Annotated in this window: 13 protein-coding genes; 7 read left to right on the top strand and 6 right to left on the bottom strand. The window is 64.9% G+C overall.

The window, feature by feature from the left end; translation table 11 throughout:
- The first annotated feature begins 130 nt into the window (after positions 1-130).
- Positions 131-973 carry a LytR/AlgR family response regulator transcription factor gene (locus AC1AUD_RS03100; RefSeq protein WP_476571992.1) on the top strand — a complete coding sequence of 281 codons (843 nt, stop codon included), beginning with the start codon at positions 131-133 and terminating at the stop codon, positions 971-973.
- On the top strand, positions 970-2,343 hold the full coding sequence (locus AC1AUD_RS03095) for a sensor histidine kinase (protein WP_476571991.1): 1,374 nt from the start codon (positions 970-972) through the stop codon (positions 2,341-2,343). Before AC1AUD_RS03100 ends, AC1AUD_RS03095 begins: the two co-directional genes overlap by 4 nt.
- Before the next feature lie 152 nt (positions 2,344-2,495).
- Here AC1AUD_RS03095 and AC1AUD_RS03090 read toward each other — a convergent pair whose 3' ends face one another.
- From AC1AUD_RS03090 to purC, 3 genes are all read right to left on the bottom strand, one after another.
- Entirely contained in the window at positions 2,496-3,083 is a 588-nt protein-coding gene (locus AC1AUD_RS03090; protein WP_476571989.1) for a hypothetical protein, read from the bottom strand.
- A 214-nt stretch (positions 3,084-3,297) separates the two neighbouring features.
- A complete protein-coding gene (locus AC1AUD_RS03085) occupies positions 3,298-7,047 on the bottom strand; it encodes a phosphoribosylformylglycinamidine synthase (RefSeq protein ID WP_476571987.1) in 3,750 nt (1,249 codons plus the stop codon).
- A gap of 75 nt (positions 7,048-7,122) precedes the next feature.
- The gene (gene purC, locus AC1AUD_RS03080) at positions 7,123-7,872 is read right to left on the bottom strand and encodes a phosphoribosylaminoimidazolesuccinocarboxamide synthase (RefSeq protein WP_476571985.1); all 750 of its coding nucleotides are present in this window, start codon (positions 7,870-7,872) and stop codon (positions 7,123-7,125) included.
- A gap of 173 nt (positions 7,873-8,045) precedes the next feature.
- Here purC and zwf point away from each other — a divergent pair, with 173 nt between their 5' ends.
- From zwf to pgl, 3 genes are all read left to right on the top strand, one after another.
- Positions 8,046-9,602, top strand: a complete 1,557-nt coding sequence (zwf, locus tag AC1AUD_RS03075) for a glucose-6-phosphate dehydrogenase (RefSeq protein WP_476571983.1) — start codon at positions 8,046-8,048, stop codon at positions 9,600-9,602.
- Positions 9,599-10,648 carry a glucose-6-phosphate dehydrogenase assembly protein OpcA gene (locus AC1AUD_RS03070; protein WP_476571981.1) on the top strand — a complete coding sequence of 350 codons (1,050 nt, stop codon included), beginning with the start codon at positions 9,599-9,601 and terminating at the stop codon, positions 10,646-10,648. The genes zwf and AC1AUD_RS03070 overlap by 4 nt, the downstream gene beginning before the upstream one ends.
- A gap of 209 nt (positions 10,649-10,857) precedes the next feature.
- Positions 10,858-11,652 (top strand): 6-phosphogluconolactonase, encoded by a 795-nt coding sequence (pgl, locus tag AC1AUD_RS03065; protein ID WP_476571979.1) that lies wholly within the window; start codon positions 10,858-10,860, stop codon positions 11,650-11,652.
- 315 nt (positions 11,653-11,967) lie between these two features.
- Here the strand turns inward: pgl and gndA are convergent, their stop codons facing one another.
- Together gndA and purT are read right to left on the bottom strand one after the other, a co-directional pair.
- A complete protein-coding gene (gene gndA / locus AC1AUD_RS03060) occupies positions 11,968-13,416 on the bottom strand; it encodes an NADP-dependent phosphogluconate dehydrogenase (protein WP_476571977.1) in 1,449 nt (482 codons plus the stop codon).
- Between the two features lie 645 nt (positions 13,417-14,061).
- Positions 14,062-15,315 (bottom strand): formate-dependent phosphoribosylglycinamide formyltransferase, encoded by a 1,254-nt coding sequence (gene purT / locus AC1AUD_RS03055; protein WP_476571975.1) that lies wholly within the window; start codon positions 15,313-15,315, stop codon positions 14,062-14,064.
- 89 nt (positions 15,316-15,404) lie between these two features.
- Here purT and AC1AUD_RS03050 point away from each other — a divergent pair, with 89 nt between their 5' ends.
- Positions 15,405-16,580 (top strand): glycosyltransferase, encoded by a 1,176-nt coding sequence (locus AC1AUD_RS03050; protein ID WP_476571973.1) that lies wholly within the window; start codon positions 15,405-15,407, stop codon positions 16,578-16,580.
- Positions 16,581-16,651: 71 nt separating this feature from the next.
- On the opposite strand, the gene AC1AUD_RS03045 is transcribed toward AC1AUD_RS03050, so the two are convergent.
- Positions 16,652-17,683 carry a threonine aldolase family protein gene (locus AC1AUD_RS03045; RefSeq protein WP_476571971.1) on the bottom strand — a complete coding sequence of 344 codons (1,032 nt, stop codon included), beginning with the start codon at positions 17,681-17,683 and terminating at the stop codon, positions 16,652-16,654.
- Positions 17,684-18,001: 318 nt separating this feature from the next.
- Here AC1AUD_RS03045 and AC1AUD_RS03040 point away from each other — a divergent pair, with 318 nt between their 5' ends.
- Positions 18,002-19,429 (top strand): tyrosine-type recombinase/integrase, encoded by a 1,428-nt coding sequence (locus AC1AUD_RS03040; protein ID WP_476571969.1) that lies wholly within the window; start codon positions 18,002-18,004, stop codon positions 19,427-19,429.
- Position 19,430: the final 1 nt, after the last annotated feature.

Here is a 19,430-nt window from a genome sequence, read left to right as displayed (position 1 = left end):
ATGGAATGCGACGTTGCCCGGATACGGAGAAACGCAGGCATCGACGCCGTCGCGCCCCGCACCCGGCTAGGTGCCGGGTGGCCTGCCGCGACGCCGGGGATGGCATACTGAAAGCATACGGGAGGTTCGCATGCGGGCGATGATCATCGATGATCGGCACGAGGACGCCGAACGGCTCGCCGCATGGTTGCGTGAATACGGCGAACAATGGTCCATGCCGATCGCCGTGGACACTGCGAGCACGTCGCAGGACCTCGGTCTGGTGCGTGCCGAGTCGCTCGGACGCGACGTCGACGGCCTTGTCTTCGCCGATCCTCGCCGCGCCGAGTCATGCCGCGAATACAACGTGCTGTTGATCGATATCTTTTTGGACGGAGAGCCGGCCGGTCATGCCCTTGGCGCCGGCCGCGCCGCAACCGGCATGGAGGTGGCCAAGGCCCTGCGTGCCGCGGGTGTCTCCACGCCCATCGTCTTCACCACCATGAGCGCGGACTATGCCGTGGAGGGATACGCCTATGCCAGCGGATACCTGGTCAAGCCGTATTCCCGCGACGCCCTGTTCTCCACGCTCGACCGTGTGCTTTCCCCCGATGAGACCGTCGTGTCCATTCCCGTCGACCGGCGCATCAACGAGACCGTCGGAACGAACGCCTCCGAGCGGCATTTCCAAGCCGCGTCGGTTGTCTCCCTCCAATCCCGGGGGCACTACCTCGACGTGACGATGGACGATGGGCATGTCATACGCCTGCGGTCCAGCATGCGCGCCGCCGAAACGACGCTGCTCAAGGACGGGCGTTTCATCCGCGTCTCTCGCGGTGTGATCGTCAACCTCGACCATGTGCTCGATATCTCCGCCAAAGGCGCGGCCATGACCAGCGGCGCGACGATGCCGGTGAGTAGGCGTGAGCTGCCGAAGGCCCGGCGGGCTTATCATGACCGTGGATTCGGTCGATTGGAGGGAGGAATCGGATGACAACCCTGCCGACATGGCAGCTTGTGCTCTATGGTGTGTCGTCGCAATGGGAGTTTCTGCCGGCTTGGGTGCTGAGCATCGTGGCGGTCTGGGGGCGCACCCGGTGGTCAAAGCCTGCGGTCGTCATGGCCTTTCTGACGATGTGCGCGGCCTTCACCATGGCCGGCGTGTGGTGCGGTCTGACCGGACATGGCATCCGCCCGACCTTCATGGCGCTGATGTGCGTGCTGATCCCGCTCTATTGGAGGCTGTCCGGGCTGACCTTCCTGCGCTCGCTGTTCATCGCCTCCACCTCGCTGATTCCGATGATGCTGTGCATCGATGTGTCGGTGATCATCGACAGCAACGCCCCGCTGCCGCAGGAGCTGAAGGATATGCCGTTCACGGCGTGGCCCGGGGCCATCACGCAATGGGTGCTCGCGATTGTGCTGATCGCCGGCTGCTGGCGGCCGATGCGCCGGGCATTGCCTCGCATCGTCGATTCGCCGGCGCTGCCTGACCGTCTGTGGGCCGTGGCATGGCTGATGCCGTTCATCTCCGTGTCGATGATCACGGTATTCACCCCGCAGCCCGACGATGTGGCCCGGGACAGGGCGCAGACCTTGCTCTATCTGACGATGGCTGTGCTCTTCGCCATCCTGTGCGCGCTGGTCTACGCCTTGCTATGGGGCGTGGTCGTGCAGGCGGAGCGCAACACGGCCGTGAATGAGGCCAACCGTCGTTTGGAGATGCGCCAAATGCAGCAGGAGCATCTTGAAATGCGCATCGCCGCGGCCCAACGCGCCCGTCATGACCTGCGCCAGCATCTGGTGGCGATCCGCGCGCTGGTGGACAAGGGCGATGACGCGGGATTGAAAGCCTATCTCGACGGTCTGAACGCTTCGGTCGGGGCGGAGGTCTCCTCCCGCATCCGATATTGCGACCATCTCGCCATCAATTCCATCGTCGTCTATTACGCCGACCTGGCCCGTGCCGCGGGCGCGCGGATCGACGTGCATATGGATATCCCCGCGCGCGTCGCCATCCCGGACGCCGACCTGTCCGTCGTCTTCGGAAACCTACTTGAGAACGCCGTCGATGCGCTCGCGGCGTTGCCCTCGTCCATGGCTGGGCAGGGTCGCCTGAGCGTGCGTGCCTCGTGCGCGGTGCAGGGCACGCTGTTCCTTGAGATCGCCAACACCTGCGCGGGGGAGGTCCCCGATCTCGAAGCGCCTGCGGTTGCCTCCACCAAGCATCCGGGCAATGGACTTGGCATCCGGTCCGTGCGTGCGCTGGCCGCCGAACGCGGCGGCGAGCTGCGCTTCTCTGTCGACGCGCAAAACACCCCGACCGAGGTCACGGTCAGTCTTGCCCTTCCTCCCGTTTCCTGACACCCGTATGCACGACTGGTTATGGAGGCAGAGACTCTGGTAACGCGAAAGCCGGCCCCCGTGATACACGGGGCGTCCGGCTTTCACTTCCATTTCCCCTGCGGGGTTGGCTTGGTAGTCAGTATAGAACCAGTGAATGACGTTGCCGGGTCTCAGGGAACGGCCACGATATGTATTTGCTGGATGAGGGATTCGTATTCATTCATCGCATCAGTATGCGGCATCTCAAGCGAGTGTAGGTCGCCAAATGCTCCGAGCATTTGATCGGGAAGCCAGAGCCTTGCGTCGGTATCACCTCGCATGATGTGTATGCGGAGCGCGTCGATATAGTGTTTGCTGCGCAGCGCATCAATGAATCGGATGTCCTTTTTGTCTTGAGCAATGTCGCGCCCTTCTATAGTGAATTGCTCCACCCTGTATTCATGCTCCAGCAATGGCAGCATGATTTCGAGGCATTTTCTCCGGGCTCGTTCGGATGTGTTCCATCGACTGATCGGGGCTGCCAAGGTTATGATGCCCGTCATTGCCATGGTTCGCATGGCTCGTACGGCTTTTCGTCTATTGGCGGGGCGCATGTCCTTCCAATGGAGCTTCCTGGCGCCGGTTGGCTTGATCTCGTTGAATGCCGTTCGCACGGTAGGTTCGTCGAAATCGCCGATACAGGCCCCCATAAGATACATGGGTTCCGTCACATGTGCGGTGCGGATGCTTTCGTCTCCCCAGGCCTGAGTCTTCGACATGGAATCTCCTTCGACATTCGCCCCTGTAAAGTCGGCTCTTTCGATGCAAGCTGTTGTGGATCAACCCTGCCCGTCGGTTTTTTCTAAGTCAAGCCGTGGGGAGAATGTGGATGGAGGCTGGATTATCCACATTGGCGTTATCGGGATTGATGAAGACGAAATAGGAAAAGCCGCCCGGATGGGGCGGCTTTTCGTAGAACGGGGATGGCTCGCGTCAGGCGGTGAAATACTCCACGCCGGACTCGAACAGCGGCTGGAACTTGTCGCCGGGGACGTTGACGTAGAGGCCGCTGCCACGGCGTTCCGTGTGGCCCATCTTGCCGAGCACACGGCCGTCGGGGCTGGTGATCGACTCGATGGCGAGCATGGAGCCGTTCGGGTTCACGCCGAGGTCCATCGACGGCACGCCGGTCTCATCCACATACTGCGTGGCGATCTGGCCATTGGCCTTAAGCGAAGCCAGCATCTCGTCGGAGGCGACGAAGCGGCCCTCGCCATGGCTGATGGCCACCGTGTGCACATCGCCGACCGAGGTCTTCGCCAGCCAGGGGGAGAGCGTCGAGGCCACGCGCGTGCGCACCAGACGGCTCTGGTGGCGGCCAATCGTGTTGAAGGTCAGCGTCGGGCTTTCCGCGGTGGCATCCACGATGTCACCGAAGGGCACGAGGCCGAGCTTGATCAGCGCCTGGAAGCCGTTGCAGATGCCGAGCATCAGGCCATCGCGGTTCTTCAGCAGGTCACGCACCGCGTCGGTGACCTCGGGCGCGCGGAAGAACGCGGTGATGAACTTCGCGGAGCCGTCCGGCTCGTCGCCGCCGGAGAAGCCACCGGGGATCATCACGATCTGGCTGTTGTGGATCGCCTCGGCCAGCGCATGCGTGGACTCGGCCACGGCGGCCGGCGTCAGGTTGTTGACGATCAGCGTCGTCGCCTCGGCACCCGCGCGCTCGAAGGCGGCGGCGGAATCATATTCGCAGTTGTTGCCGGGGAAGACGGGGATGACCACGCGCGGCTTGGCCACGGGGGCGCCGGTGCGCACGGTCCGCTTCGTCGCGTCGAACGAGACGGTTTCGACGGCCTTGCCCTCGCCGGCCGGGTCCACGGTCTTCGAACGATAGGGGAACACCGATTCGATGCCGGATTCCCACGCCTCCTGCACCTGAGCCAGATCAAGCGTCTCGCCGGCGGCCTTGAACTCGTAGGCCTCGGTGGTCTCGCCGATCTCGCAGACCTCCACCAGATTCGAGGTGGCGGGCATCTTCTCGTTGTCCTTGAGCTCGATGAAGAAGGAGCCATAGGCCGGGGCGAACAGATCGTCCGCGCTGATCGACGGATCCAAGGCCAGGCCGATGCGGTTGCCGAGCGTCATCTTGAACAACGCCTCGGCACTCGCGCCATAGCCCGGCGTGGAGACGGCCAGCGCGGTGCCGTCGTCGACCAGCGATTCGACGATCGAGAACGCCTCGAGCAGGGCCGGGGCATCGGGCGTGAGCCCATCGGCCAGATAACGCGGCGCAACGCGGAAGACGCGGTGGCCGGCGGCCTTGAACTCGGGGGAGGTGGCGCGGCGCACATCGCCTACGGCGACGGCGAAGCTCACCAGCGTCGGCGGCACGTCCAGATCCTCGAAGGAACCGGACATGGAGTCCTTGCCGCCGATCGCGCCGGCGCCGAGATCGACCTGCGCCATCAGCGCGCCAAGCACGGCGGCCATCGGCTTGCCCCAGCGCTCCGGTTCGTCGCGCAGCTTCTCGAAATACTCCTGGAAGCTCAGGTATGCCTTCTCATGCTCGAAACCGGCGGCGACCAGCTTCGCCAGCGACTCGACCACCGACAGATAGGCGCCGGTGAACTGGTTCGCGGACATGATGAACGGGTTGAAGCCCCACGCCATCGCGGAGGCCGTCGTCGTCTCGCCGAACACCGGCAGCTTGGCGACCATCGCCTCGGCCGGGGTGAGCTGGCGCGCGCCACCGAAGGGCATGAGCACGGTGCCCGCGCCGATCGTGGAGTCGAAGCGCTCCGACAGACCCTTGTTCGATGCGACGTTGAGGTCGGTGACGAGGGCATGCATGCGCTCTGCCAGCGAACCGGCGCGCCAGGCGGCCGGCGTTTCGTAGTTGCCCTGTGCCTCGACATGCACGTTCTGCTGCTTCGGAGCGCCGTTGGAGGCGAGGAATTCGCGCGTGAGGTTCACGATCTCGTCGCCGTTCCACGTCATCACCATGCGCGGGTCCTCGGTCACGGTGCCCACGACCACGGCCTCGAGGTTCTCCTCGCGGGCGTAGCCGAGGAATTCGTCGACATCGCCCGCGGCCACGTCGACGGCCATGCGCTCCTGCGATTCGGAGATCGCCAGCTCGGTGCCGTCCAGGCCTTCGTATTTCTTCGGCACGGTGTTGAGGTCGATGTTGAGGCCATCGGCGATCTCGCCGCATGCCACGGACACGCCGCCGGCGCCGAAATCGTTGCAGCGCTTGATGAGGCGGCAGGCGTCCTTGCGGCGGAACAGGCGCTGCAGCTTGCGCTCCACGGGAGCGTTGCCCTTCTGCACCTCGGCGCCGTCGAGTTCGAGGGATTCGACGTTATGCGCCTTCGAGGAACCGGTGGCGCCGCCGATGCCGTCGCGGCCGGTGCGGCCGCCGAGCAGGATGAGCTTGTCTCCGGGGGCCGGGGTCTCGCGGCGCACATGGTCGGCCGGGGTCGCGGCCACGACCGCGCCCACCTCCATGCGCTTGGCCACGTAACCGGGGTGGTAGAGCTCGTTGACCTGACCGGTGGCCAGGCCGATCTGATTGCCGTAGGAGGAATATCCGGCGGCGGCGGTCGTCACCAGCTTGCGCTGCGGCAGCTTGCCCTTGAGCGTGTCGGCCACGGGCACGGTCGGGTCGCCGGCGCCGGTCACGCGCATCGCCTGATACACATAGGAACGGCCCGACAGGGGGTCACGGATGCAGCCGCCGATGCAGGTGGCCGCGCCGCCGAAGGGCTCGATCTCGGTGGGATGGTTGTGGGTCTCGTTCTTGAACAGGAACAGCCAATCCTGCGGTTCGCCGTTCACGTCGACCTTCACCTTGACGGTGCAGGCGTTGATCTCCTCGGACTCGTCGAGGCCGGTCAGCACGCCGTTCCTCTTGAGCCACTTCGCGCCGATCGTGCCCATGTCCATGAGGCACACCGGCTTGGCCTCGCGGCCGAGTTCCTCGCGCAGCTTGAGATAGCGCTGGAAGGCGGACTTGACGGTCGCATCATCGATCGTGACGTCGGTCAGCTCGGTGCCGAAGGTCGTGTGACGGCAATGGTCGGACCAATACGTGTCGATGACCTTGATCTCGGTGATCGTCGGATCGCGCTTGACATCGCGGAAATAGCGCTGGCAGAACTCGAGGTCGGCCAAATCCATCGCGAGCCCGCGCGTTTCGATGAAGGCGAGGGCGGCGGCCTCGTCCATGTCGCGGAAGCCGTTGATGACCTCCACCTTGCCCGGTGCCGGCACCACGGTCTTGAGGGTGTCGCGCGTGTCGAGCGACGCCTCGCGCGCCTCGACCGGGTTGATGACATAGCGCTTGATGGCCTCGACATCCGCATCGGAGAGCTTGCCGGCGAGGGCATAGACCTTCGCGGAGCGCACGGTCGGGCGCTCGCCCTGGCTGATGAGCTGGATGCATTCGGAGGCCGAGTCGGCGCGCTGGTCGAACTGGCCGGGCAGGAATTCGGTGGCGAACACCTTGTCGTCGCCGAAATCGGGCATATCGGCCGACGCCACGTCGACCGGCGGTTCGCTGAAGACCACCGGGACGGTCCGCTCGAACAGGTCGGCGGCGATGCCCTCCACATCGTAACGGTTGACGACGCGCACGCCCTCGAGGGCGGTGACGCCGAGGATATCCCTCAGCTCGTCGCACAGTTGGCGGGCCTCGACGTCAAAGCCCGGCTTCTTCTCCACATACACGCGAAAAACCATGAAGTATTCCTTATTGCGATCGCAGGTTGGTCGGTGGGACGGAACGACCCGCATCCATGGGTGCGGGTCGGTGTGTCAGTCGACGTTGACGCCCTCTTCGGCGGCGAGGGCGGTCAGGCGGCGTTCGATCTCCTCGTAGGCGGGGATGATCGAGCCAAGCCCGCGGCGGAACAGGTCCTTGTCGAGATGCTCGACCTTGCCGGAATGGTCGCGCTGGTCCCACAGGCGGCAGGAATCCGGCGTGATCTCGTCGCCGAGCAGCAGCGTGCCGTCGGAAGTGCGGCCCATCTCGATCTTGAAATCGACCAGCTTGACGTCGATCTTGGAGAAGATCTCGATCAGGGCCTCGTTGATGCGCTTGGCCAGCGGGGCGATCTCGGCGAGGTCCTGGCGCGTGCACACATGCAGCGCCACCAGATCATCATCGTTGACGAAGGGATCGTGCAGCTCGTCGTTCTTCATGAAGTACTCGAGCACCGGCTCGTCCAGATCGATGCCCTCCTCGACGCCCAGGCGCGAGCAGAAATGGCCCGCGGTGGTGTTGCGCAGCACGATCTCCAGCGGGAACATCTCCATCTTCCTGACCAGCTGGGCGGTGTCGTTCACGCGCTCGACGAGGTGGGAGTCGATGCCGCGGGCCTTGAGCAGGTCGAAGATAAGGGTGGTGATGCGGTTGTTCAGGCGCCCCTTGCCTTCGAAATCCTCCTTCTTCTCGCCGTCGCCGGCGGTGGCGGAGTTCTTGTATTCGACCCAGAGCACCTCCGGGTCGTCGGTCGCGAACAACTGCTTGGCCTTGCCCTCGTAGAGCTTGCCCAACTTCTCCATGGAAATGCCTTCCTGTAGCCTTTCGATGGCCTTGCAAATGGCCTTTTCGACCGCTTCAGAATACCAACCGCGGGATACATGTATCCAGGGTGCGCCGGGCATTGTGATTCAGCTCTCAGCCGGGATATGGGAAAGGGGAGCGCGGCGGGAGGAACGGCCGTAGACTAAGGAATATGAATCAGACAAGTCCTGCGTCCGCGAAGCAACCGTGGACGAATCCGCTGCGCGATCCGCGCGATCTGCGACTGCCGCGCATCGCCGGACCCTGCGGCATCGTGATCTTCGGCGTGACCGGCGATCTGTCGCGCAAGAAACTGCTGCCCGCCATCTATGACCTCGCCAACCGCGGCCTGCTGCCGCCGAGCTTCGGCCTGACCGGCTTCGCGCGGCGCGACTGGAGCGAGGAGCAGTTCCGCGCCTTCGTCAAGGAGAACGTCGAGGCGCACTGCCGCACGGCCTTCCGCGAAAGCACCTGGACCCAGCTGGCCGCCGGCATCCGCTTCGTGCAGGGCACCTTCGACGATCCGGCCGCCTTCGAGCGCCTTTCCGACACGGTCTCCCAGCTCGACCGCGAGCGTGGCACACGCGGCAACCACGCCTTCTATATGTCGGTGCCGCCGCGCGCCTTCCCGGTCGTCTCCCGGCAGCTGGCCGACTGCGGCCTGGCCAAGTCGGTCGGCGACGCCTGGCGCCGCGTCATCATCGAGAAGCCCTTCGGCCACGACCTCGAGTCGGCCAAGGAACTCGACCGCGTGGTCTCCGAGGTCTTCGACCCGTCGAGCGTGTTCCGCATCGACCATTACCTCGGCAAGGAGACCGTGCAGAACCTGCTGGCGCTGCGCTTCGCCAACTCGATGTATGAGCCGATCTGGAACGCCAACTACGTCGACCATGTGCAGATCACGATGGCCGAGGACATCGGCGTGGCCGGACGCGCCGGATACTACGACGGCATCGGCGCGGCCCGCGACATCATCCAGAACCATCTGCTGCAGCTGATGGCGCTGACGGCCATGGAGGAGCCGGTGAGCTTCTCCGCCGCCGACCTGACCGCAGAGAAAACCAAGGTGCTTTCCGCCGTGCGCCTGCCCAAGGATCTCGCCGCCCACACGGCGCGCGGCCAGTACGCCGCCGGATGGCAGGGCTCGCACGAGGTGGCCGGATATCTCGACGAGAAGGGCATCGACCCGAATTCGACGACCGAGACCTACGCGGCCATCCGCCTCGACGTGGACACCCGCCGCTGGGCCGGCGTGCCGTTCTATCTGCGCGCGGGCAAGCGCCTGGGCAAGCGCGTCACCGAGATCGCGGTGGTGTTCAAGCGCGCCCCGCATCTGCCCTTCGAATCGACCGCGACGCGCGAACTCGGCAAGAACGCGATCGTCATCCGCGTGCAGCCCGACGAGGGGGTGACCATTCGCTTCGGCGCCAAGGTGCCCGGCGGCACCTCGATGGAGGTGCGCGACGTGTCGATGGACTTCTCCTACGGCCGTTCCTTCACCGAAAGCTCGCCCGAGGCCTATGAGCGATTGATCCTCGACGTGCTGCTCGGCGATCCGCCGCTGTTCCCGACCACCCGCGAGGTGGAGCTGAGCTGGGAGATCCTCGACCCGATCGAGGAGTTCTGGTCCACGCTGGGCCAGCCGCAGCCCTATCGCTCCGGCACGTGGGGACCGGCCGAGGCCGACGAGATGCTTGCCCGCGACGGACGCCATTGGAGGCTGCCATGATCATCACCCTGAAGGACACCCGCACGCGCGAGATTTCGCGCAAAATCGACGAACTGCACGAGGAGCGCGGCGAGGCGGCGCTCGGCCGCGTGCTGACCTTGCTCATCGCCACCGACGAGGGCGAGTTGGAGCATGCGTTGGAGGTGGCCAACTCGGCCAGCCGCGAGCATCCGTGCCGTGTGATCGCCATCGTGCCGCAGTCCGGCAAGGCGGCCCGCAAGGCCGAGCAGGAGGACGAGGCCATCGAGGCGGCGAAGGCCGCGAAGAGCGACGGTCCGACGCTGGTCGACACGACCGGTGGCATGGCCGCCGATCTGGCCAGCGAGGCCGGGCCCTCGAACCTCGACGCCGAGATCCGCTTCGGCGCGGACGCCGGCGCCGGCGAGATCATCGTGCTGCGCCCGCGCGCCGGGCTTGTGCACCATCCCGACACGCTCGTCATCCCGCTGCTTGTGCCCGATTCGCCGGTTGTGGCCTGGTGGCCGACCGAGGCGCCCGCCAACCTGTCGAAGGATCTGCTGGGGCGCATGGCCTCCAGCCGCATCACCGACGCGATGCGCTCGAGCAACCCGTCCCGCGCCATCGAGGACCGCCGCCGCAATTTCACGCCCGAGAACATCGATATGTCGTGGACCCGCCTGACCGTGTGGCGCGCGATGCTCGCCACGATGCTCGACCAGCCGCCGCATCTGCCGATCATCTCGGTCAGGGTCGCCGGCCCCAAGGGCTTCCTGCCGATGGATATGCTCGCCGCATGGCTGCGCCTGAAGCTCGGCGTGTCCGTGGCGATGGAGGATGTGCCCGGCGCGACGGCCGTCACCGGCGTCTATCTGGAACGCGCCGATGGCACGCTGAGCTTGGAGCGCCCCTCGGCCGACGAGGGCGTGGCCGTCATCAGCACGCCCGGTCAGACGCCGCAGACCATGTCGGTGCCAGCCCGCACGCTCGAGGAATGCCTGAGCGAGGAGCTGCGCCGCCTCGACCCCGACGAGGTCTACGCCGAGGTCGTCACGCGCGGATGGGATTTCATCCATCCCTCGTGCTGAGCGTCACCCTGTCATGTTGAGCGGCTTGCTTTCCTCTTGTCATTTTGAGTGGAGGCTTGCCCTCATTTGTCATTTTGAGCGAGCGAAGCGAGTCGAAAAATCTCACCCGGTCAGATGGGAAGAGATTTTTCGATTCCAGCCTTCGGCCTCCACTCAAAATGACAAGGAAAGTCGTGATCAGTAAATCCGACATATGAGAAAGGATTTCCATGGCGCAACGTCAGATTGTCGTCTATCCGAATCCGGAGATTCTGGCCGAGGCGACGGCCGCGCGCACGCTGCTGACCATCGTCGACGCGTTGGCTGAACCCGGTCGCACGCGCTTCGATATCGCCCTGACCGGCGGCACCGATGGCAACCGTTTGCTCGCCGCGATCAAGGCGTCCCCGCTGGTCGAGGCCGTGGATTGGTCCCGCGTGCACTTCTGGTGGGGCGACGAACGTTTCGTCGCCGCCGATGACCCGGACCGCAACGCAGGGCAGGCGCGTGAGGCGTTGCTGGATTGGTTGGTCGCCGACTATGCGCTGCCCGAGGCCAATATCCACGAGATGCCTGCCGACACGCGGCCTGCCTCGGTTGTCGCCGCTGCCACTCCCGAGGAAACCGATGCCGTGCTGGCCGAGGCTGCCGCGGCGTACCAGCGTGAGCTGACCGAACAGCTGGGGGAGGGGGATGGCCTCGACCTCGTGCAGTTCGGCATGGGACCGGACTCGCATTTCGCCTCGCTGTTCCCCGGCCTGCCGCAGGTGAAGCTGGATGATCCGCATGTGCTCGTCGCCGGTGTGCGTGACTCGCCAAAGCCGCCGCCGCTGCGACTGACGTTCACTGTGCCGATGATCACGCGCTCCACGCGCACGTGGATGATCACCTCCGAGGAGCGCAAGGCGCAGGCCTTGGCCAATGCGCTGGCCAAGCCACGCAATCCCGAGGCGCCGTCCTCCTATGCCGATGCCGCTGATGAGCTTTTCTGGTTCGTGGACAAGGGCGCGGCGTCGTTGCTCTGAACTCCCGCCATTACCTTGGGCGAAGCACATCTTCTCTGTCATCCTGAGCGTAGCGCGGAGTCGAAGGATCTCCCTGCTTGAAGGATTGGTTTCGGCCATAAGATTCTTCGACTCCGGCCTTCGGCCTCCGCTCAGAATGACAGGAAGGGATTTCTTGGCTGCCGCCTCACTGAAGCCCTGTCTCGCCTTCGGCCCAGCAATTAAGGAATGGCCTCCCTTTCGGGAGGCCATCAGTGCATATTGCCTTCGTTCGGCTTTCGCCTCACTCAGGCCGAGCCGTCGGACAGCCCACTGGGCTGTCCTGACGTGAGGAAATCAAGCCTTGATTTCCTCACGTCCCGGCTCGGCCCACAACGTGTGGAACGCGCCGGGCTCGTCGATGCGGCCGTAGGTGTGGGCGCCGAAGTAGTCGCGCTGGCCCTGGATCAGGGCGGCGGGCAGGCGCTTGGAACGCAGGCCGTCGAAGTAGCTCAGCGAGGAGGCGAACACCGGGGTCGGCAGGCCGGCTTCGGCGGCGCGGGCCACCACGCGGCGCCACGACGCCTCGGCGGCTTCGATCGCGTCCTTGAAATACGGAGCGAACAGCAGCGACACATCCGCCTGACCGGCCTCGAAGGCATCGGAGATGCGGTTGAGGAACTTCGCGCGGATGATGCAGCCGCCGCGCCAGATGCGCGCCACGGCCGCCAGATCGATCTTCCAGTCGTGCTCCTCGGCGGCGGCGGTGATCTCGTTGAAGCCCTGCGCATAGGCCACGATCTTCGAGGCATACAGCGCCTGACGAATATCCTCAATCACGGCGGCGCGATCGGCCTCGGCCACGTTCAGCGAACCATCCGGGCCCGCGAAGCCGACCTTGGCGGCCTCCTCGCGCAGCTCGCCCTGCGAGGACAGGCCACGCGCGAACACGGCCTCGCCGATGCCGGTGACCGGCACGGCCAGATCAAGCGCCGACTGCACGGTCCACGTGCCGGTGCCCTTCATGCCGGCGTGGTCCACGATCAGGTCGACGAGCGGCTTGCCGGTCTTCTTATCGACCTGATGCAGCACCTCGGCCGTGATCTCGATGAGATAGGAGTCCAGCTCGGTTTTGTTCCACTCGGCGAACACATCGCCGATTTCGGACGGCGTCATGCCCAGGCCGCGACGCATCAGATCGTAGCTTTCCGCGATCAGCTGCATGTCGGAATATTCGATGCCGTTGTGCACCATCTTGACGAAATGGCCAGCGCCATTCTCACCGATATGCGTCACGCAGGGATCGCCCTCCGCCTTCGCGGCGATGGACTCGAAGATCGGCTTGAGGGTCTTCCAGGACTCCTCGGTGCCGCCGGGCATCATGGAGGGGCCGAGCAGCGCGCCCTCCTCGCCGCCGGACACGCCGCAGCCGACGAAGTGCAGACCGCGCGCGGAGATGGCCTTTTCGCGGCGGATGGTGTCGGGGAAGTGCGCGTTGCCGGCGTCGACGATGATGTCGCCCGGCTCCATGAGATCGGCCAGCGCATCGATCATGGCGTCGGTCGGCTCGCCGGCCTTGACCATGATGATCGCGGTGCGCGGCTTGGCGAGGCTGGCGACGAACTCCTCCATCGTCTTGGCGGGGAAGAACGCGCCCTCGTCGCCGTGATCGGCGATGAGCTTCTCGGTGCGGCCGTAGGAACGGTTGAACACCGCCACCTTGTTGCCGTGACGGGCGAGATTGCGAGCGAGGCTGGCGCCCATGGCGGCCAGTCCGACGACGCCGACGTTTGCTTCAGCGGTCATGCTGGGATACCTTTCGCGAAAGGGATTACGAATCGCGTTTCAGTCTATAACCCCGCATACCCGCTGCGCCGCCGTCTTACGGCATATGGACTCGCTTCGCCCGTTACCTATGTCACATCCGCCGTGCCGTCCGCGGGCAAGGTAGGTCCCGCTCATCGTTCCCCATATTCCGCATACCGGCGCGTGGGTAACGCCAAGCACCTTCTGCGCGTTACCTAGGCTCCACGTACTGGCACGCGGGTAACGCTGCGGGTTCTAACCGTTCCCTGCAAGCCGCAAAATGGCGCGCAAGTAACGCTGGGCGTCTCCTATGCGTTACCTACGTTCCATGTACTGGCGTGTGGGTAACGCCAAGGGTTCCATGTGTTATCCACACGCCGCAAAGTGGCGCACAGATAACGCTAAGCATCCTCTAGGCGTTACCTCTGCTCCATATAGTGGCGTGCGGATAACGCTAGGGGCTCCACGCGTTACCCACACGCCACGTAGTGGCATCAAAGTAACGCTAAAAATGCCGTTTGGGATTACTCAGGTTCCTCATAATGGCGCTCAGGTAGCACTGAGACCCCCTCATATTGGTATAAGGGGGTCTCAGGCTAAATGGCATCATCCGTCCTGCAACGGCTTGCGGATGGTATCGCGCGGTTACGCCACGCGAATATCGAGCGCGTCGGCGACGGAGGCGGCCCGGGCGCGCGCATCGTCGGCCGAATCGCCGATGGCCAGCGCCACGGCCATGCGCCGGTGCCCGTGGACCTCCGGCTTGGCGAAGATCCTCAAGTCCGTGCCGGGCTCGGCCAGTGCGTGCGTGAGATCGGTGAACACGGCCTGCCCCTCGCCCTCCACGACGATCGCATGGCTGGCGGCCACCTGTCCGTCGCGAAGAGACAGCGCCACATGCCCCTCGGTCACCGGCAGTCCGAGGATCGCGCGAGCATGCAGCGCGAACTCGCTCAACCGCTGCGAAGCCATCGTCACCATGCCCGTGTCGTGCGGGCGAGGCGAGACCTCGTTGAACAGCACCGAACCGTCGGTGAGCACGAACAGCTCCACGCCGAACACGCCCCAGCCGCGCTCGCCGTCCGCCTTCGCGCAGGCCACCAGTCCCTCCACGGCCGCGCATGCGATGCGGTGCGCCTTGGCCAGCACCTCCGTGATCGCGGTCGCCGGCTGCCACGATTCGCGGTAGTCGCCGCTTTCCTGACGCTGCCCGATCGGAGCGCAGGTGACGACCCCCGCCGACGAGCTCACCGTCAAGACCGTCAGCTCGTAATCCAGCGGCGCCAACGCCTCGACGATCACACGCGACACATCGCCTTCGCCGGCGGCGCGGCGTCCCTCCTGAGCCTCGGTCCAGGCGGCGTCGATGCCCTCGGCGCCGCGCACCACCGATTGGCCATGGCCGGAGGAGCTCATCACCGGCTTGACCACGCACGGATATCCCACCTCGGTCGCGCCCTCGCGCAGTTCCTCCAAGGAACCGGCGAAACGATACGGAGTCGTCGGCAGCCCCAGCTCCTCGTGCGCCAGCACGCGCAGACGTTCGCGGTCCATGCAGATCGCCGCGATGCCGGCGCTCGGCACCACCTGGATGCCGCGCGCCGCGGCTCCGGCGAGTTCCGAGGTGGCGATGGCCTCCACCTCGGGCACCACGATATCCGGATTCACCTCGTCGAACAGGGCGCGCAGCTCGCCGGCGTTGGCCATATCCAGCACGCGCGCCTCATGCGCCACCTGCATCGCGGGCGCGCCGGCATAGGAGTCAGCCGCGCACACCCACGCGCCGAGGCGCATCAGCTCGATCGCGACCTCCTTGCCGAGTTCGCCGGCGCCGAGGAACAGCACGCGGGTGGGATGGGAGCCAAGGGGAGTGCCCAGCGGGCGGTCAAAAGTCGTCATATCCCTTATTGTGCCAACGCGCGCCGACCCACGCCATGACCTGCCCATGCCGCGTGCGCGATGCGACAATCCGCGCGCGGGCGCGTACCATGAAACGCATGGGAGAGAACGCAAGCGCACACCAGAACGCCACGCAGCCGCTGACCATCGCGCTGGTCGTCGACACGATCGGCAACCAGGGCAACGGCACCTCCAACTCGGCGCTGCAATGGGCGGCCGAACTGGAGCGCCAGGGCCATCATGTGCGGCTGGTCGGCGTCGGCGCACCCGAATATCCGGCCCGCGTCAACAAGGTGCCGCTCGTCTCCTGGTTCGCGGCCAAGCAGCAGATGCAGTTCGCCGAACCCTCCGACACGCTGTTCCGCACGGCCTTCGCCGGCTGCGACGCCGTGCATATCTATATGCCGTTCAAATTCGGCCGCCGTGCCGCACGCGTCGCGCGCAAGATGGGCATACCGGTGACCGCCGGCTTCCATCTGCAGCCGGAGAACGTGCTGTATTCCGCGGGGCCGCTGCGGTTCGTCCCCGGCGCCGTGCCGTTCCTCTACGCGCTGTTCCGCTTCTGGCTCTACCGACGGATCGACCACATCCATGTGCCCACCGAGATGACGGCGAGTCTGCTGCGCCGCCATCATTACCGCGGCCGCACACATGTGATTTCGAATGGATACGCGCCCCGGTTCTCGCCCCGCGAGCCGAGGGATTCCAAGGCGCCGGCCCGTGTGCCCTTCCGCGTGGTCGCCTCGGGCAGGCTCGCGCATGAGAAGGACCAGATCACGCTGATCAAGGCCGCCTCCATGTGCCGGCATGCCTCCGATATCCAGCTGATCATCGCCGGCACCGGTCCGCTGAAGCATTATCTGCGTTTCCGCGCCGGATGGCTGGCGCGCAGGGCCGAGATCGGATTCCATCGCAACGCCGACATGCCCGATCTGCTGCGCTCCTGCGATCTGTTTGTGCATTGCTCAATCGCCGACATCGAATCGGTGAGCGTGATCGAGGCGATGGCCTGCGGATTGGTGCCGGTGATCGCCGCCTCCGAGCTGAGCGCGGCCAGTCAGTTCGCGTTGCTCGACGAATCGCTGTTCCCGGTGCGTGACGCGGCGCTGCTGTCCAGCCGCATCGATTGGTGGATTGACCACCCCGACGAGCTGGCGCGCTGGGGCGAGCGCTATGCCCGGCATACGAAGGAGCATTATTCGGTCGAGGCCTCGGTCCGTCGCTTCGTCGAGATGGAGCGCGAGGCCATCGCCGACGCGCAATAGAAAAAGGAGTGCCGCGTTCGACACGACACTCCCGAAAACCGCGCGGGGTCAGTGCGGCTAGACCAGTGCGACTACAGCAGCGCGATCAGCTCGTCCACTTCCCGATCGGTGGTGGCCCAGCTAGTGCAGATGCGCATCACATCATGCGTCTCGTCGAACTTCTCCGTGAAGCCGAGCCGCACATGCTCGCTCAGGCGCGCGATGGTCGGCTTGTCCAGCGTGACGAAGATCTGGTTGGTCGGCGCCTCGAAGGTCAGCTCGTATCCCTTGGCGACCAGAGCCTCGCGGATGCGGTCGGCGGCCACGTTCGCACGACGCGCGATCGAGCAATAGAGATCGTCGGTGAACAGCGCCTCGAACTGCAATCCCAGCAGGAATCCTTTGGCCAGCAGCGCGCCGTGCTGCTTGATCTGCGTGAGGAAGTGATTCGGGGCCTTCGCCGGGTCCGGGAACACGACGGCCTCGCCGAAGAGCGCGCCCTGCTTGGTGCCGCCGATATAGAAGGCGTCGGCGATCGACGCGAGGTCCTTCAGGTTCAGGTCATTGCCGGTGGCCGTCAGCGCGTATCCCAGGCGCGCGCCGTCGACGAACAGCGGCATGTCATATCGATGCGCCACCTCGGCGATGGCGGCCAGGCGCTCCTTGGTATACAAAGTGCCGTATTCGCTGGCCTGCGACACGTAGACGCAGCCCGGGAAGACCATATGCTCGTAGTTGCCGTCGGCATAGAAGGTCCTGCAGAAGGCGTCGAGCTCGGCCGGATCCATGAGTCCGTTGTGATGGGGGATCGTGAGCACCTTGTGACCGGAATATTCGATGGCGCCGGCCTCGTGCACATTGGGATGCCCGGATTCGACGGCCACGACGCCCGCCCACGCCGGGGTGATCGCGTCGATGACGGTCTGGTTGGTCTGCGTGCCGCCGACGAGGAACCACACGGGGGAGTCGTCCGGCAGTCCGCAGGCGGAGCGGATCAGCGACTTGGCGCGCTCGCACGCCGCGTCGGAGCCGTATCCGGGATAGAGTTCCTCGCCCGCGTCGGCGATGGCCTGGACCACCGCGGGATGCGCGGTGCGCGAATAGTCGTTCTCAAAGCTCAGCATGGGTCCTCCAAGGGTCGGTGCCGCCGATGACGGCGATAACAAAAAAGCCCTCCGAAGAGGGCTGTGGGGTGGACGACGAGGCTCGAACTCGCGACCTTCTGAACCACAATCCTCACGAACGGCGTGTCAAGCATGTTATCCTTAGCCCTAGAGAACACTGGCCGACGGCATGGAAACCAAGTGTTTCCAACGGTTCCGGGGCATTGGATTGTTACTATATCCCTTGGATATGCAGGCGATATCTCAACCGCGAGTAATACATAAGTTGAAGTCGGCGCCCGCGCCGAGGAAAGGGTAGCGATGTCCACTGGTCGTCATATGAAAGGCGTTCGCGAACCATACGAGGTCACCATCGGCGGCGACCTGTACTACCGGACCGACATCGTGGCCGGCAGGTATCCGAACGGGCGCACCAAATACAAGACGTTCACCAGCAAATCGAAGACCGAATGCCAACGAAAGGCCCGGGAATACGAACGGCAGATCATCAAATACGGGCATGCGCTGGACGCGCGCACCACGTTGGGCGAGATGACGGAATCGTGGCTGTCCCTGAAACGCGAACAGGTCAAGTTCAAGACCTACGAGGGATACGAGTCACTGGTCCGCCGCCATTTGAAGGACCATCTGGCGACCCCGTTGATCCAGTTCACCCCGTCCGGATTGCAACGGATCGTCAACGACATGTCCTCCCACGACCAGCGTGGACGCCGCGATGGCGACGCCGGGTCCAGCCTGCGGCGCAAACTATGCTCCACGCTCAACCAGATATTCGCGCTCGCCGTCAAGGAAGGACGGTTGGACCGCAACCCTGCCGAGGGATTGGAACTGGGTGTGAGCCGCGACGTGATCGCCCGCGAGGCGCGCAACGAGCGGCGCGCGTTCACGGTGCCGGAGATGAACGCCATGCTCGCCACCGCCGCCCGATGGGGATTGAGGGACGGGACGCGCATGTGGTTCCGTCTGCTGACCGGCATGCGCCAGGGGGAGATACTGGGCGCGCGCCGCGAGGACCTTCGCTTGTTCGACGCGACGACCATGGTGCCGCGCACCGTGAGGAAACCCACCGAGGTCAGATTCGTCGACGACGACGGGGTGGAACGGGTCGGCACGATAATGACGGACGTGACCGAGAACATGGAGACGAAGGTGCTGGTCGGCGAATACGCGGTCAACTGGCAGCTGCAGCCCGTGCCACGCGAACATGGGTGCACGGGTGCCGAAATGGGACGTCCTTCGTGCGGCAAACGCAAGCCCGGCAACTGTCCCAAAGCCAAATGGAGGATGCCGAAGGGAACCGACTTCATCCCCGTCGAGGGCAGCATGTGCCTCGTGACGCCCAAGTCCCACACCGGCGACCGGGTGCCCATCATCCCCATGCTTGCCACCGTGCTCAAGGACTACATCAAGGACATGCGCGGCGTGCCCGACCCGCACGGACTGTTGTTCCGACACGACGACGGCACCCCCATCCTCAACAAGGAGGACACCGACGACTTCAACAGGCTGATGCGCGAATCTGGCATTGATCCGGAGACGCACACGGGGCACGAGACGCGCAACAGCGTCGTCACCTTGCTGGCCGCGCAGGGCGTTGACATGCAGTTGATACAGGAGATAGTGCGCCACTCCAACGTGGCGATGACCCAGCATTATCGCAAGGCCGGCGACATGGAGCGATTGGCCGCGATGGAGAAGCTGGAGGCCGGGTTGAACCTCAAGGGCATCGGCTGGAAGGAGCAATAGG

It is taken from the genome of Bifidobacterium sp. LH_730 (genome assembly GCF_056355835.1).
The sequence above is the reverse complement of the archived record's forward strand: the minus strand, read 5'-3'. Positions and strand labels throughout refer to the sequence as shown.

What these genes read in the sequence shown, in the direction of transcription:
- AC1AUD_RS03100 (WP_476571992.1), top strand. Translation starts at nt 131, where the DNA reads ATGCGGGCGATGATCATCGATGATCGGCACGAGGACGCCGAACGGCTC.
- AC1AUD_RS03095 (WP_476571991.1), top strand. Translation starts at nt 970, where the DNA reads ATGACAACCCTGCCGACATGGCAGCTTGTGCTCTATGGTGTGTCGTCG.
- AC1AUD_RS03090 (WP_476571989.1), bottom strand. Translation starts at nt 3,083, where the DNA reads ATGTCGAAGACTCAGGCCTGGGGAGACGAAAGCATCCGCACCGCACAT.
- AC1AUD_RS03085 (WP_476571987.1), bottom strand. Translation starts at nt 7,047, where the DNA reads ATGGTTTTTCGCGTGTATGTGGAGAAGAAGCCGGGCTTTGACGTCGAG.
- purC (WP_476571985.1), bottom strand. Translation starts at nt 7,872, where the DNA reads ATGGAGAAGTTGGGCAAGCTCTACGAGGGCAAGGCCAAGCAGTTGTTC.
- zwf (WP_476571983.1), top strand. Translation starts at nt 8,046, where the DNA reads ATGAATCAGACAAGTCCTGCGTCCGCGAAGCAACCGTGGACGAATCCG.
- AC1AUD_RS03070 (WP_476571981.1), top strand. Translation starts at nt 9,599, where the DNA reads ATGATCATCACCCTGAAGGACACCCGCACGCGCGAGATTTCGCGCAAA.
- pgl (WP_476571979.1), top strand. Translation starts at nt 10,858, where the DNA reads ATGGCGCAACGTCAGATTGTCGTCTATCCGAATCCGGAGATTCTGGCC.
- gndA (WP_476571977.1), bottom strand. Translation starts at nt 13,416, where the DNA reads ATGACCGCTGAAGCAAACGTCGGCGTCGTCGGACTGGCCGCCATGGGC.
- purT (WP_476571975.1), bottom strand. Translation starts at nt 15,315, where the DNA reads ATGACGACTTTTGACCGCCCGCTGGGCACTCCCCTTGGCTCCCATCCC.
- AC1AUD_RS03050 (WP_476571973.1), top strand. Translation starts at nt 15,405, where the DNA reads ATGAAACGCATGGGAGAGAACGCAAGCGCACACCAGAACGCCACGCAG.
- AC1AUD_RS03045 (WP_476571971.1), bottom strand. Translation starts at nt 17,683, where the DNA reads ATGCTGAGCTTTGAGAACGACTATTCGCGCACCGCGCATCCCGCGGTG.
- AC1AUD_RS03040 (WP_476571969.1), top strand. Translation starts at nt 18,002, where the DNA reads ATGAAAGGCGTTCGCGAACCATACGAGGTCACCATCGGCGGCGACCTG.